Origin of the sequence: Brenneria populi (genome assembly GCF_036016195.1) — a bacterium.
GTDB lineage: Bacteria > Pseudomonadota > Gammaproteobacteria > Enterobacterales > Enterobacteriaceae > Brenneria > Brenneria populi.
Genome location: NZ_JAYWTM010000015.1, coordinates 99,820 through 114,907, shown reverse-complemented (window position 1 = coordinate 114,907; position 15,088 = coordinate 99,820). Strand labels below are relative to the sequence as shown.

The 15,088-nt window shown below is 56.1% G+C and carries 12 protein-coding genes; 10 read left to right on the top strand and 2 right to left on the bottom strand.

The features are described 5' to 3' along the window. Nucleotides 1-97: 97 nt before the first annotated feature. A complete protein-coding gene (locus VSX58_RS15360; protein WP_327618851.1) occupies nt 98-1,435 on the top strand; it encodes an MFS transporter in 1,338 nt (445 codons plus the stop codon). A gap of 152 nt (nt 1,436-1,587) precedes the next feature. Here VSX58_RS15360 and satP read toward each other — a convergent pair whose 3' ends face one another. Further along, nucleotides 1,588-2,160 (bottom strand): acetate uptake transporter, encoded by a 573-nt coding sequence (gene satP / locus VSX58_RS15355; RefSeq protein ID WP_327618850.1) that lies wholly within the window; start codon nt 2,158-2,160, stop codon nt 1,588-1,590. Nucleotides 2,161-2,686: 526 nt separating this feature from the next. Here satP and dnaK point away from each other — a divergent pair. Continuing rightward, on the top strand, nt 2,687-4,603 hold the full coding sequence (gene dnaK / locus VSX58_RS15350) for a molecular chaperone DnaK (protein ID WP_327612198.1): 1,917 nt from the start codon (nt 2,687-2,689) through the stop codon (nt 4,601-4,603). Nucleotides 4,604-4,714: 111 nt separating this feature from the next. Then, nucleotides 4,715-5,842, top strand: a complete 1,128-nt coding sequence (gene dnaJ, locus VSX58_RS15345; protein WP_327612197.1) for a molecular chaperone DnaJ — start codon at nt 4,715-4,717, stop codon at nt 5,840-5,842. Nucleotides 5,843-6,031: 189 nt separating this feature from the next. Here the strand turns inward: dnaJ and rpsT are convergent, their stop codons facing one another. Further along, entirely contained in the window at nt 6,032-6,295 is a 264-nt protein-coding gene (rpsT, locus tag VSX58_RS15340) for a 30S ribosomal protein S20 (protein WP_009111382.1), read from the bottom strand. Between the two features lie 416 nt (nt 6,296-6,711). On the opposite strand from rpsT, the gene ribF reads away from it, so the two are divergent. From ribF to carA, 7 genes are all read left to right on the top strand, one after another. Beyond that, nucleotides 6,712-7,653 (top strand): bifunctional riboflavin kinase/FAD synthetase, encoded by a 942-nt coding sequence (gene ribF / locus VSX58_RS15335; RefSeq protein ID WP_327618849.1) that lies wholly within the window; start codon nt 6,712-6,714, stop codon nt 7,651-7,653. A gap of 32 nt (nt 7,654-7,685) precedes the next feature. Further along, the gene (ileS, locus tag VSX58_RS15330; protein ID WP_327618848.1) at nt 7,686-10,499 is read left to right on the top strand and encodes an isoleucine--tRNA ligase; all 2,814 of its coding nucleotides are present in this window, start codon (nt 7,686-7,688) and stop codon (nt 10,497-10,499) included. Next, nucleotides 10,499-10,996, top strand: a complete 498-nt coding sequence (gene lspA / locus VSX58_RS15325) for a signal peptidase II (RefSeq protein WP_327618847.1) — start codon at nt 10,499-10,501, stop codon at nt 10,994-10,996. The genes ileS and lspA overlap by 1 nt, the downstream gene beginning before the upstream one ends. Nucleotides 10,997-11,007: 11 nt before the next feature. Continuing rightward, nucleotides 11,008-11,481 carry an FKBP-type peptidyl-prolyl cis-trans isomerase gene (fkpB, locus tag VSX58_RS15320; RefSeq protein WP_327618846.1) on the top strand — a complete coding sequence of 158 codons (474 nt, stop codon included), beginning with the start codon at nt 11,008-11,010 and terminating at the stop codon, nt 11,479-11,481. Then, nucleotides 11,462-12,412 carry a 4-hydroxy-3-methylbut-2-enyl diphosphate reductase gene (gene ispH / locus VSX58_RS15315; protein WP_327618845.1) on the top strand — a complete coding sequence of 317 codons (951 nt, stop codon included), beginning with the start codon at nt 11,462-11,464 and terminating at the stop codon, nt 12,410-12,412. Before fkpB ends, ispH begins: the two co-directional genes overlap by 20 nt. A 268-nt stretch (nt 12,413-12,680) precedes the next feature. Continuing rightward, nucleotides 12,681-13,502, top strand: a complete 822-nt coding sequence (dapB, locus tag VSX58_RS15310; RefSeq protein ID WP_327618844.1) for a 4-hydroxy-tetrahydrodipicolinate reductase — start codon at nt 12,681-12,683, stop codon at nt 13,500-13,502. Nucleotides 13,503-13,935: 433 nt separating this feature from the next. Continuing rightward, nucleotides 13,936-15,084 carry a glutamine-hydrolyzing carbamoyl-phosphate synthase small subunit gene (gene carA / locus VSX58_RS15305; RefSeq protein WP_327618843.1) on the top strand — a complete coding sequence of 383 codons (1,149 nt, stop codon included), beginning with the start codon at nt 13,936-13,938 and terminating at the stop codon, nt 15,082-15,084. Nucleotides 15,085-15,088 lie beyond the last annotated feature (4 nt).

Below are 15,088 nucleotides of genomic sequence, written 5' to 3'. Positions count from 1 at the left end.
TTCGCTGGTGTATAAATATTTTGCCGGTATAGTAATTATAGGTTTACACTCTACGGCAAGATTTATTTTTCTTCACACTGGCATCGTACGGTAACTTATGGAAAGCGGGCATCAGCAACCACACTGTCGATTAAACGGACAGGATTACAAAACACTTTCTCTGGCGGCGCTCGGCGGCGCGCTGGAGTTCTATGATTTCATCATTTTCGTCTTTTTCGCGGCGGTTATCGGCGATCTCTTTTTCCCTGCCGATATCCCCGAGTGGCTGCGTCAGGTTCAGACCTTCGGCATTTTCGCCGCCGGTTATCTGGCGCGCCCGCTCGGCGGCATCGTCATGGCCCACTTCGGCGATCTGGTCGGGCGTAAAAGAATGTTTAGCCTGAGCATTTTGCTGATGGCCTTGCCTACGCTGGCGATGGGGATGCTGCCCACCTACCAATCGATCGGCATCGCCGCGCCGCTGTTACTGCTGCTGATGCGTGTGCTGCAAGGCGCGGCGATTGGCGGCGAGGTCCCCGGCGCGTGGGTGTTTGTGGCGGAGCACGTTCCCCGCGCCCGCATCGGTTTGGCCTGCGGTATTTTGACCGCCGGCCTGACGCTGGGAATCCTATTCGGATCGGCGATCGCCACATTGCTGAGCACCTTTTTGACCGCCGAACAGCTACTGGCCGGCGGCTGGCGTCTGCCTTTCTTTATCGGCGGGATTTTCGGTCTGGTGGCGATGTATTTACGCCGCTGGTTGCAGGAAACCCCGATCTTTATTGAAATGCAGGCGAATAAGAAGCTGGCCGCGGAAATGCCGCTGAAATCCGTGGTCGTCAATCATAAGCGGGCGGTGGCGGTGTCCATGCTGCTTACCTGGATGTTGTCGGCCTGTATTGTGGTCGTGCTTCTCATGGCGCCGACCTATTTGCAGAAAGTTTACGGCATCTCTGCCGCGCTGGCACTGCAGGCGAACAGTCTGGCGACGATCGCCCTGATGTTCGGCTGCGTCGTCGCCGGCCTGCTGATCGATCGTTTCGGCGCCAGCAAGATTTTTATTGGCGGCAGCCTGTTCCTGGCGGCGTGCAGCTGGTTTTTCTACAGCGTGGCGGCAGGCGACGCGCAATTGCTGTTCGTTGGGTATACGCTTACCGGGTTCAGCGTCGGGGTTGTCGGCGCGGTCCCCTGCGTGATGGTGCGGGCTTTCCCCGCCGAGGTGCGTTTTTCCGGGATCTCGTTTTCCTACAATGTGGCTTACGCCGTTTTTGGCGGATTAACGCCGATTTTCGTCACGTTGATTATGAAAGCGACGCCGCTGGCTCCGGCCTGGTATGTGTTAACGCTGGCGGGCCTTGGGGTGTTGATGGGGATCTATCTGCATCGCGATTTGAATAGCGAAGAAACGCGCCGGGATATCGGCGAAGAGGATTCGCGCTCCACGGTCGGCATTTAATACGTTTTCGCCGCCGAGAGTAGTACGGCGTAGATTGCTGACAAGCCCGTCGGTCAGCTCGAGATACTCGGAGCGGCCACGGGGGAGTCATCTCTAACGTTGCCGACAGCCTGACGGCGCCGGCCGGCTGGGCCGGCGCCGTTGCTTTACCTTTACTCCGCGCCGCGTTCGCCGATGGGCAGCACTTTACGGCCCGACTGTTCGTTGATCACTTCCGCCATCGCCAGATAGATGGCGCTTGCTCCGCAGAGAATGCCTTCGAAACCGGCAATGGTCAGCAGCGTATGGTTGCCGGTGAAATTGCCTATCGCCAGCAGTGCGAACAGCACGGTCAGGCTGGCGAATACCAACTGCAACGCAAAGCTGGCGCGTAATGTTGCGAAGAACATAAACAGGGTGAAAATCCCCCACAGACCGAGGAACGCCCCCAGGAAACGGGCGTCGCTGGCTTCAGCCAGGCCCATTTTAGGCAGCATGATAATGCCGACCAGCGTCAACCAGAAAGCGCCATACGAGGTGAACGCGGTAACGCCGAAGGTGTTGCCTTTTTTATATTCCAGCAAACCAGCCACGATTTGGGCGATGCCGCCGTAAAAGATGCCCATGCTGAGAATGATGGAAGAGAGTGGAAAAAAGCCTGCGTTGTGCAGGTTTAATAAGATCGTCGTCATCCCGAAGCCCATCAATCCTAACGGACCAGGATTCGCCAACTTGTTCGCGTGCATATATCCTCTGCGATAACAGATTATGAGTATTCCCTCTCGCTCTCGACGTTGACGCCGGGATGGCGACGACAGCAAGCACGTTGGGGTAAGTGTTTTATTACGGTGCCATTGTCGCCATCACGCCGGGAGTTTCCCTTTTTGTGGCGGTCTATCCTTGCCCGCCCCTTTACGGGCCGCGGCGCGGCCGCGGTAAAATTTTTTTCGCGGCGGGCGCGGCATCATATCGGCCGTTTTGCGGGGATACAACAGGGTGAATCAAGAATAGTTCGCGCGAACTGGTAATAAAGCCCACTTTTTTTTATTTCCCCCCTTGATGATGGGATTGTTGACCCCATCTTATTCTCAACCAAAACGGTTTGACCGAATAAGAAAGGGTTATGTCGGGTCGTTTAGCGCGTTTGGCCTTGTTGATATGAGGGGGCCGGAACAGCGGAAAAAACGATGCCGTGCAGTTGAAATACCGCATTCCGCCCGCATAGTAGGTTGAACTACCACACCGAATAGACTTTTTAGTGGAGATGTTTAGATGGGTAAGATTATTGGTATCGACTTGGGTACAACCAACTCTTGTGTAGCGATCATGGACGGTACGCAGGTTAAAGTACTGGAAAACAGCGAAGGCGATCGTACCACGCCTTCAATCATTGCTTACACGCAGGACGGTGAGACTCTGGTTGGCCAGCCGGCTAAACGTCAGGCGGTGACTAACCCGCAAAATACGCTGTTTGCAATTAAGCGTCTGATTGGCCGTCGTTTCAAAGATGAAGAAGTACAGCGTGACGCCAATATCATGCCGTATAAAATCGTTGAAGCCGATAACGGCGATGCCTGGTTGGAAGTGAAAGGCCAGAAAATGGCGCCGCCGCAAATTTCAGCGGAAGTGCTGAAGAAAATGAAGAAAACGGCGGAAGATTATCTGGGCGAATCGGTTACCGAAGCGGTTATCACCGTGCCGGCCTACTTCAACGATGCCCAGCGTCAGGCGACGAAAGACGCCGGCCGTATCGCCGGTCTGGAAGTAAAACGTATTATCAACGAACCTACCGCCGCGGCGCTGGCGTACGGTTTGGATAAAGAGGTCGGCAACCGCACTATCGCGGTGTATGACCTGGGCGGCGGTACTTTCGACATCTCTATTATCGAAATCGATGAAGTCGACGGCGAAAAAACCTTTGAAGTGCTTGCCACCAACGGCGATACCCACCTGGGCGGCGAAGACTTCGACAGCCGTTTGATCAACTATCTGGTCGACGAGTTCAAGAAAGAGCAGGGCTTCGATCTGCGTAACGATCCTCTGGCGATGCAGCGTCTGAAAGAAGCGGCGGAAAAAGCGAAAATCGAACTCTCTTCCGCGCAGCAGACCGACGTTAACCTGCCGTACATCACGGCGGATGCGACCGGTCCGAAACACCTGAATATCAAGGTGACGCGCGCCAAACTGGAATCGTTGGTCGAAGATCTGGTTAATCGTTCTCTGGAACCGCTGAAGGTTGCGCTGAAGGATGCCGGTCTGTCCGTTTCTGAAGTTAAAGACGTCATCCTGGTCGGCGGTCAGACCCGTATGCCGCTGGTGCAGAAGAAAGTCGCCGACTTCTTCGGTAAAGAGCCGCGTAAGGACGTTAACCCGGATGAAGCCGTCGCCATTGGCGCCGCGGTGCAGGGCGGCGTGTTGTCCGGCGACGTGAAAGACGTGCTGCTGCTGGACGTGACTCCGCTCTCCCTGGGTATCGAAACCATGGGCGGCGTGATGACGGCGCTGATCGCCAAGAACACTACGATCCCGACGAAGCACAGCCAGGTATTCTCTACGGCGGAAGACAATCAGTCCGCGGTGACGATTCATGTCCTGCAGGGCGAGCGTAAACGCGCGCAGGATAACAAATCCCTGGGGCAGTTCAATCTGGACGGCATTCAGGCCGCGCCGCGCGGTATGCCGCAGATCGAAGTTACCTTCGATATCGATGCCGATGGTATCCTGCACGTTTCCGCCAAGGACAAAAACAGCGGACGCGAACAGAAAATCACCATCAAGGCTTCTTCTGGTCTGAATGAAGATGAAATCCAGAAAATGGTGCGTGATGCTGAGGCGAATGCGGAGTCCGACCGTAAGTTCGAAGAGCTGGTGCAGACGCGCAACCAGGGCGACCACCTGCTGCATAGCACGCGTAAGCAGCTGGAAGAAGCCGGCGACAAGCTGGCCGCAGACGACAAAACGGCTATCGAGGACGCGCTGAAAGCGCTGGAAAGCGCGCTGAAAGGCGAAGATAAAGCGGATATCGAAGCGAAAATCCAGGCGCTGATTCAGGTTTCCGGTAAGCTGCTGGAAGCGTCTCAGCAGGCTCAGGCTCAGGCCGGAGCGGAGAGCGCCGCCGGCGATAACTCCGCCAGCAAAGACGACGACGTCGTTGACGCTGAATTTGAAGAAGTCAAAGATAAAAAGTAATCGCCCTTAAGCGGGCGCAGTAACGGTGACTAGGGACTGTTGCTGGCAACCAGCACGGGCGTTGAGGAAACTCTGCGCCCGTGCACGCATGTTGAGGGCAGGAAAAAAAGAATGGCGAAGCAAGACTATTACCAGATTTTAGGCGTTGCCAAAGATGCCGATGAGCGTGAAATCAAGAAGGCTTATAAGCGTCTGGCGATGAAGTTTCACCCGGATCGCAATCCCGGTGACCAAAATGCCGAAGCACGGTTCAAAGAGATTAAAGAAGCTTACGAGATCCTCACCGACTCGCAGAAACGTGCCGCCTACGATCAGTACGGCCATGCTGCATTTGAACAAGGTGGTATGGGCGGCGGCGGTTTTGGCGGCGGCGCCGATTTCGGCGATATCTTTGGCGACGTGTTCGGCGATATCTTTGGCGGCGGCCGTCGCCAGCGCGCCAGCCGCGGTTCCGATCTCCGCTATAACATGGAACTGACGCTGGAAGAAGCCGTGCGCGGCGTCACCAAAGAGATCCGTATCCCAACGCTGGAGGAGTGCGATGCCTGCCACGGCAGCGGCTCCAAGCCCGGCAGTTCCCCCGTCACCTGTCCGACCTGTCATGGCAATGGTCAGGTGCAGATGCGCCAGGGCTTTTTTACCGTTCAACAGGCTTGTCCGCACTGTCATGGCCGCGGGAAAATCATTAAAGATCCGTGCACTAAATGCCATGGCCATGGCCGGGTAGAAAAGAGCAAAACGCTATCGGTCAAAATCCCCGCCGGGGTGGATACCGGCGATCGCATTCGCCTGTCCGGGGAAGGGGAGGCCGGAGAACATGGCGCGCCGGCGGGCGACCTGTACGTTCAGGTTCAGGTGAAAGCGCATCCGATCTTCCAGCGCGAAGAAAATAACCTGTACTGCGAAGTGCCGATTAATTTTTCCATGGCGGCGCTGGGCGGAGAGATCGAAGTGCCGACGCTGGATGGCCGCGTGAAGCTGAAAGTGCCCGCCGAAACGCAAACCGGGAAACTGTTCCGCATGCGCGGCAAAGGCGTGAAGTCGGTACGGGGCGGCGCGCAGGGCGACCTGCTGTGTCGGGTTGTGGTGGAGACCCCCGTCAGCCTGAACGAACGGCAAAAACAGCTGCTGCAAGAGCTGCAGGAGAGTTTCGGCGGCCCATCGGGTGAAAGAAACAGCCCGCGCTCCAAAAGTTTCTTCGATGGCGTGAAGAAGTTTTTTGACGATTTGACCCGTTGACAGGCGCGTACCGTTAGCGAGACAGGATAAGAAAAACGCCGGCTATCTTTTTCAGCCGGCGTTTTTTTTACGTCGATCGCCAGGCGCAAAAAATTTCCGGGAGAAATTTTCGGCGTCGCGCCAGCGACGGCGGGCCACAAAAAAACCGGCCTGAGCCGGTTTTTCTAGCAGCAATATGCGAAACCGCAATTATTGCATAGCGTTGATGCGCGCAACCAGATTGGATTTATGACGTGCAGCTTTGTTCTTATGGATCAGGCCTTTGCTTGCCTGGCGATCCACGATCGGTTGCATATCATTAAACGCATTCTGCGCCGCTTCTTTATCGCCGGTAGCGATCGCCGCGTATACTTTCTTGATGAAAGTACGCATCATGGAGCGACGGCTTGCGTTATGCTTGCGGCGCTTCTCAGACTGTACGGCGCGTTTCTTAGCTGATTTGATATTAGCCAAGGTCCAACTCCCAAATATATTCTATCGAGGACAATTCAAAGGCCGAGGAATATGCCCTTTTAGCCTTCGTTTGTCAATGGATTTGTGCAAATAAGCGTCGTTTGTACGTCAACGCTTGTTACGTTGTGATGGCGCAGGATTTTAACAGCTTCACGCGGTGGAATACAGCTTTTCGCGCCATAAATTTGCCTGGGTGCCATTAATCATTGCTAAACCCGCCGGGCGCGGGGAAAACCCCGGCGGAATAGCGGATTTCTCGCCTGGCGGCAGCCGACGGCCGGCGCCGAAACGGCAAAAATTGCGGCGCTATCCGGCTCTCGGCTGCAAAAGGCGCGAATCGCGGGTTAACCTTACTCGCTGTACAAGGTATAATCCGCCGATTTCCATTATCTTAACCAATGTGTTCTGAGCCAGCCATGCAGCTAATTCGCGGTATTCACAATCTTCGGGCACGCCATTATGGCTGCGTGCTCACTATTGGCAATTTTGACGGCGTACACCGCGGACATCAGATGTTGCTGGAGCGCCTGAAGCGGGAGGGCCAGTCTCGCGGCCTGCCTGTGATGGTGATGATCTTTGAACCCCAGCCCCAGGAGCTGTTCGCCGCCGAGAGGGCGCCGGCGCGGTTGGCGAGCCTGCGCGATAAAGTGAATTATCTGCGAAAAGCGGGCGTCGACTATCTGCTGTGCGTCAGGTTCGACGCCCGCTTCGCCGCCAATAGCGCGCAAACTTTTATTTCTACCCTGCTGGTGGAAAAACTGGGCGTCAGGTTTCTGGTGGTCGGGGACGATTTCCGTTTCGGGGCTGGTCGGCAGGGCGATTTCCTGTTATTACAGAGGGCTGGCGCCGACGCGGGATTTGAGGTTATCAGTACGGATTCATTCTGTAATGATGGCCGGCGGGTGAGCAGCACGGCGGTACGCGAAGCGCTGATGCGCGACGATTTAGCGCTGGCGGAAAATCTGTTGGGGCACCCTTACAGTATTTCCGGGCGCGTGATCCATGGCAATGCGTTGGGCAGAACGATTGGCTTTCCCACCGCCAACCTGCCGTTAAGGCGGCAGGTATCGCCGGTCAACGGCGTCTATGCCGTCAGCGTGTACGGCCTTGGCGATGAGCCGGCGCCGGGCGTGGCCAACATCGGTTCGCGCCCGACGGTAACCGGAGACCAGCGCCAGCAGTTGGAGGTGCACCTGCTGGATAGGACGATGAATTTATATGGTCGTCATATCGAAGTGGCGCTGCGTAAAAAGATACGTAATGAACGGCGGTTTGCTTCGCTTGAAGCGCTAAAGCAGCAAATCGCCGACGATGTGGTGACTGCCCGACGCTTTTTCGGGTTAAAGACACCGGTTTAATTTTTCTAGCCGAAGACGAAATCGAGAATCTAATGAGTGACTATAAGACTACCCTGAATTTGCCGGAAACAGGGTTCCCGATGCGTGGCGATTTGGCCAAGCGTGAACCTGACATGCTGAAACGTTGGTATGAACAGGATCTGTACGGGATTATTCGCCGCGCTAAAAAAGGGAAGAAGACCTTTATTCTGCACGATGGCCCTCCGTACGCGAACGGCAGTATTCATATTGGTCACTCAGTCAATAAAATTCTTAAAGATATTATCGTTAAGTCGAAAACCCTGGCCGGCTACGACTCGCCGTATGTGCCCGGCTGGGACTGCCACGGTCTGCCGATCGAACTGAAGGTCGAACAGCTGATCGGTAAGCCGGGTGAGAAGGTCAGCGCCGCCGAGTTCCGCGCCGAATGCCGTAAATACGCGGCCGAACAGATTGCCGGCCAGAAGAAAGATTTTATTCGTCTCGGTGTGCTGGGCGACTGGGATCATCCGTACCTGACCATGGATTTCAAGACGGAAGCCAACATCATCCGTACGCTGGGACGGGTGATTGAGAACGGTCACCTGCATAAAGGCGCCAAGCCGGTTCACTGGTGCGCCGACTGCGGCTCCGCGCTGGCGGAAGCCGAAGTGGAGTACTACGACAAAACGTCGCCTTCCATCGATGTTGCCTTTAATGCCGTCGATGCCGCCGCCGTGTGCGCCAAATTCGGCGTGAAGCAGGTCGACGGCCCGCTGTCACTGGTTATCTGGACCACCACGCCGTGGACGCTGCCGGCCAACCGCGCGATTTCGCTGAATCCGGAATTTGTTTACCAATTGGTGCAGATTGATGGACGAGCGCTGATTCTGGCCGCCGATCTGGTCGACAGCGTGATGAAACGCATCGGCGTCGAGCAGTGGCAAGTCCTGGGCGAATGCAAAGGCAGCGACCTTGAACTGCTGCGTTTTCAGCACCCTTTCATGGGCTTCGACGTGCCGGCGATTCTGGGCGACCACGTTACGCTGGACGCCGGCACCGGCGCGGTGCATACCGCTCCGGGCCATGGCCCGGACGACTATGTCGTCGGACAGCAGTATGGGTTGGAAGTGGCCAATCCCGTCGGACCGAATGGCTGCTACCTGAGCGGAACCTACCCTGAGCTGGACGGCAAGTTCGTCTTCAAGGCCAACGATATCGTTGTCGAGATCCTGCGCGAACACGGCGCCCTGCTGCATCTGGAAAAACTGCTGCACAGCTACCCATGCTGCTGGCGCCATAAAACGCCGATTATCTTCCGCGCCACGCCGCAGTGGTTCATCAGCATGGATCAGAAAGGGCTGCGCAAGCAGTCGCTGTCCGAGATCAAACGCGTGCAGTGGATCCCGGACTGGGGCCAGGCGCGTATTGAAGCCATGGTCGCCAACCGTCCGGACTGGTGTATTTCCCGCCAGCGCACCTGGGGCGTGCCGATGGCGCTCTTCGTCCATAAAGAGACGGAAGAGCTGCATCCGCGCACCAAAGAATTGATTGAAGAAGTGGCGAAGCGCGTTGAGCAGGATGGCATTCAGGCATGGTGGGATCTTGACCCGAAAGCGGTGCTGGGCGCCGACGCCGAGCATTACGTCAAGGTTCCCGATACGCTGGACGTGTGGTTCGACTCCGGGTCGACCCACGCTTCCGTGGTTGACGTCCGTCCTGAATTCGGCGGCCATGCGGCGGATATGTATCTGGAAGGTTCCGATCAGCACCGCGGCTGGTTTATGTCTTCCCTGATGCTGTCGACGGCGATCAAAGGCAAAGCGCCTTATCGTCAGGTGCTGACCCACGGTTTCACCGTGGACGGCCAGGGACGCAAAATGTCCAAATCGATCGGCAATACCATCAGCCCGCAGGATGTGATGAACAAACTGGGCGGCGATATTCTGCGTCTGTGGATCGGTTCGACGGACTATTCCGGCGAAATCGCGGTATCCGATGAGATTCTGAAACGTTCGGCGGACGCCTATCGCCGTATTCGCAACACCGCGCGCTTCCTGCTGGCCAACCTGAACGGATTCGATCCGCAGAAAGATAAGGTGAAGCCGGAAGAGATGGTGGTGCTGGATCGCTGGGCGGTCGGCTGCGCGCAGGCGGCGCAGGAAGAGATTGCCGAAGCCTACGACAGCTACGATTTCCACCGCGTGGTGCAGCGTCTGATGCAGTTCTGTTCTATCGAGATGGGTTCATTCTATCTCGATATCATCAAGGACCGTCAGTATACCGCGAAGAGCGACAGTATCGCCCGCCGCAGCTGCCAGACGGCGCTATACCATATTGCCGAGGCGCTGGTGCGCTGGATGGCGCCGATTCTCTCTTTCACCGCGGATGAGATCTGGGGATATCTGCCGGGAGAACGCGCGCAGTACGTGTTTACCGAAGAGTGGTACGACGGCCTGTTCGGTCTGGATGCGGATGAAGTCATGAACGACGCATTCTGGGCCGACATGCTGAAAGTGCGCGGCGAAGTGAATAAGGTCATCGAGCAGGCGCGCAACGACAAGCGTATCGGCGGATCGCTGGAAGCCTCCGTCACGCTGTATGCCGACGCCGCTCTGGCGGATAAGCTGAATCAACTGCATCAGGAGCTGCATTTTGCCCTGCTGACCTCCAAAGCCAGGGTCGAGTCGTATGAAAATGCGCCTGCCGATGCGCAGAGCACTGAACTACCTGGATTGAAAATTGCCTTAAGCAAGGCGGAAGGGCATAAGTGTCCGCGCTGCTGGCATTATGAGTCAGATATCGGTGCTGATAGCGAGCATCCCGACATTTGTGGCCGCTGCGCGACCAACGTCGGCGGCAAAGGTGAAGAGCGTAAATTTGTCTGATGAATAAATCGATCTGTTCGAGTGGGCTGCGCTGGCTTTGGCTGGCGCTGTTGGTTCTGGTCGTCGACCTCGGCAGCAAACAGTGGATTCTATCCCACTTCGCGCTGGGGGAGACCCAGCCGCTGATTTCGCATCTTAATCTGCACTATGCCCGTAATTATGGGGCGGCGTTCAGTTTTCTGGCGGATAAAGGCGGCTGGCAGCGCTGGTTCTTCGCCGGCATCGCCATCGCCATTGTGGTGGTTATGCTGGTGCTGATGTATCGCGGCAGCGCGAGCCAGAAGCTGAATAACATCGCCTATGCGCTGATTATCGGCGGCGCGGTGGGGAATCTGTTTGACCGGATGTGGCATGGCTTCGTCGTCGATTTTATCGACTTCTATGTCGGCGACTGGCATTTCGCCACCTTTAATCTGGCGGATAGCGCCATCTGCGTCGGCGCGGCGCTCATCGTGCTGGAAGGCTTCGTCAATAAGCATGATGATACGGCTAAATAAAAGGGTCGCTGATGTCTGAGACGGTACAGAGCACCAGCGCCGTGCTGGTGCATTTCACCCTGACCCTGGAAAACGGCACCGTGGCGGAATCCACCAGCGAAAACGGCAAGCCCGCGCTGTTCCGCCTTGGGGACGGCAGTTTATCCGCGGCGCTGGAACAGCAGTTGCAGGGCTTGGCGCGCGGCGCGCAAAAGAGATTCACGCTGCCGCCGGAGTCGGCCTTCGGCCCGGTGAACCCTGATATGATCCAGTTCTTCCTGCGGCGCGATTTCGCCCGTACCGGGGTGCCGGAGGTGGGGACGATTATGTTGTTCAGCGGCGCCGGCGGCAATGATATGCCGGGTATTATCCGCGATGTGACGGAAGAGTCGGTTACGGTGGATTTTAACCATCCGCTGGCAGGCCAATCTATTACGTTCGATCTGGAAGTATTAGCTATTGACCCATCTCGGCAGGAGGTCCCGCATGCAAATCTTGCTGGCTAACCCGCGCGGCTTTTGCGCCGGGGTTGACCGCGCCATCAGCATTGTTGAACGGGCGTTGGAGATATTCGGCACGCCGATTTATGTGCGCCATGAAGTGGTGCATAACCGCTATGTCGTCAACGGGCTGCGCGAGCGCGGCGCGATATTTATTGAGCGGATAGAGGAAGTGCCGGACGGCTCGATTCTGATTTTCTCCGCGCACGGCGTCTCCCAGGCGGTGCGCAACGAGGCTAAAAACCGCGATTTGACGGTGTTCGACGCCACCTGTCCGCTGGTGACGAAAGTGCATATGGAAGTGGCGCGCGCCAGTCGGAAAGGGGTTGAGGCTATCCTGATCGGCCATGCCGGTCACCCGGAAGTCGAAGGCACCATGGGGCAGTACAGCAATGCCGAGGGCGGCATGTATCTGGTGGAGTCGCCGGATGACGTGTGGTGCTTGCAGGTAAAGGACGAAAACAACCTGTGCTTTATGACGCAAACCACGCTGTCGGTTGACGATACCTCGGCGGTCATCGACGCGCTGCGCGCGCGTTTTCCGCGTATCATCGGCCCGCGTAAAGATGATATCTGCTATGCCACCACCAACCGCCAGGAGGCGGTGCGCAGTCTGGCGGACATGGCCGACGTTGTGCTGGTGGTGGGCTCGAAAAACTCTTCCAACTCCAATCGGCTGGCCGAGCTGGCGCAGCGCGCCGGTAAGGCGGCTTATCTGATTGATACGGCGGAAGACATTCAGGAGTCGTGGCTGAGCGGCATCGCCCACGTCGGCGTGACGGCCGGCGCCTCGGCGCCGGATATCCTGGTGCAGCAGGTGCTCAGCCGTTTACAGGCGCTGGGCGGGAAGGTCACGGTTGAAATTCAGGGGCGGGAAGAAAATATCGTTTTTGAAGTGCCGAAAGAGCTGCGCGTCGAGGTGAAGCAAATCGACTAGACGCCCTGGGGGCGGGCGTTCTGCCCGCCCCCATCCCCGCCTGCTGAATAATCGTTATCTCCCAGTAATAATAATCTGATAAAAATGCATGTTTATGCGTTATTGCCGTTGAGCGGCCGGTTCGGACGCGCGCTGACGACGGTTTTTGCCGATTTGATTTCCCGCCGGCATAAATTTCTCATCGGATTAGAAATGCGCTGGCGGTCAGGCCTTGCGCCCGTTAACCTAATACGCATTTCGCAGCGGAAATAGCAAAGAGAGGGAAAAAATGCAGAATTCAACCATTCGTATCGCGGTTGCCGGCGCCGGCGGCCGCATGGGGCGTCAGCTGATTCAGGCGGTGGCGCAGGCCGAAGGCGCCGTACTGGGCGCGGCGCTGGAGCGTCCGGGCTCCTCGCTGGTCGGGGCCGACGCGGGCGAACTGGCGGGGCTGGGCAAATCCGGCGTGACGGTAAGCGATAGTCTGGAGGCGATTGGTGATGATTTTGACGTTCTTATCGACTTTACCCGCCCTGAAGGCACATTGGCCCATCTGGCGTTTTGTCGTCGGCGGCATAAAGCGATGATTATCGGCACCACCGGTTTTGACGAGCAGGGCAAGGACGCCATTCGCGAGGCCGCGCAGGAGATCGGGATTGTTTTCGCCGCTAATTTCAGCGTCGGCGTAAATGTGATGCTGAAGCTATTGGAGAAAGCCGCCAAAGTCATGGGGGATTATACCGATATCGAAATTATCGAAGCGCACCACCGTCATAAGGTGGACGCGCCTTCAGGCACGGCGCTGGCGATGGGCGAAACCATCGCCGATGCGTTGGGGCGGGATCTGAAAACCTGCGCGGTTTACGCGCGCGAAGGGCACACCGGGGAGCGCGATGCGAAAAGCATCGGTTTCGCCACCGTTCGCGCCGGCGATATCGTCGGTGAACATACCGCGATGTTTGCGGATATTGGCGAGCGGATTGAGATTACCCACAAGGCCTCCAGCCGTATGACCTTTGCTAACGGCGCGGTTCGTGCGGCAATATGGTTGAAGGGTAAGAAAAATGGACTTTTCGATATGAAAGATGTGCTTGGTTTGGATTGTTTATAGAAATATTTTTATTTAATTTATTGATACAAGTAGCGATTATTTATCTCTACTTGTATTTTATTAATCTTTGCGTATTTTTTAATTCTATTGCTTATTTTTTCTGGTTTTCTTGTTTTTTCTGGCCGATTGAGGCCGCTAAAAGCATAAAATCGTCAATGTTGGTTGATTATTGCGCTTTTTTTAGCTATGTGGGTTGGCAACCGTTTACTTTCCCTAGTTAACATGCTTTTTTAAGCTAAAGGTGGAGTATTCATATCATAAAGCATAAAAAGAGAGGAAAAAGTGCGGTTGAAGTGGACAACTTACCCGGCCATCATTAAAATGCGCCCAATTTGCCAAAAATTTACCTTGAAGGTGGTTTTTGCGTTGATTTAGATCGATTAATCTGAATTAATATGCAAATAACATGATTTTTTATTCCTTGGAGGGTGTTTTGATTAAGTCAGCGCTGTTGGTTCTGGAAGACGGAACCCAATTCCATGGTCGGGCCATCGGGGCAGAAGGGTCGGCAGTGGGGGAAGTGGTCTTCAATACGTCGATGACCGGATATCAAGAAATCCTTACCGACCCATCCTATTCCCGCCAGATCGTCACTCTCACTTATCCCCATATCGGTAATGTCGGCGCCAACAAAGCCGATGAAGAATCCTCATCCATACAGGCTCAGGGCCTGGTGATACGCGACCTGCCGCTGATTGCCAGCAACTATCGCAGCGAAGAGAGCCTGTCTGAATACCTTAAGCGCAACAACGTCGTCGCCATTGCCGATATCGATACCCGCAAACTGACCCGGCTGCTGCGCGAGAAAGGCGCGCAAAACGGCTGCATCATCGCGGGCGATGAGCCGAACGCCCAGCTGGCGCTGGAAAAAGCGCAGGCTTTCCCCGGTCTGAAGGGGATGGATCTGGCGAAAGAGGTCACGACGACGGAGAGCTATAGCTGGTCGCAGGGGAGCTGGACGTTGGCGGGCGGCTTGCCTGGCGACAGGCCGGAGAGCGAACTGCCGTACCATGTGGTGGCCTATGACTATGGCGTGAAGCGCAATATTCTGCGCCTGCTGGCGGATCGGGGATGCCGGCTGACGGTGGTGCCGGCGCAAACTTCGGCGGAAGAGGTTTTGCAGCTTAATCCGGACGGTATTTTCTTGTCGAACGGTCCCGGCGACCCGGAGCCTTGCGACTACGCCATCCGGGCGATTAAAACTTTTCTGGCAACGGATATCCCGGTATTCGGCATCTGTCTCGGCCACCAGTTGCTGGCGTTGGCGAGCGGAGCGCGGACCATCAAAATGAAGCTTGGGCACCACGGCGGCAACCATCCGGTAAAAGATCTGGATAACAACCGGGTGATGATCACCGCGCAGAACCACGGTTTTGCCGTCGATGAAAATAATTTGCCCGACACGCTGCGCGTGACGCACATATCCCTGTTTGACCAGACGGTGCAGGGAATTCATCGCACTGATAAACCGGCGTTCAGTTTTCAGGGGCACCCGGAAGCCAGCCCCGGCCCACATGATGCGGCGCCGTTTTTCGACCATTTTATTGAATTGATTAAGACTTACCGTTCTTCAGCTAAATAAATCA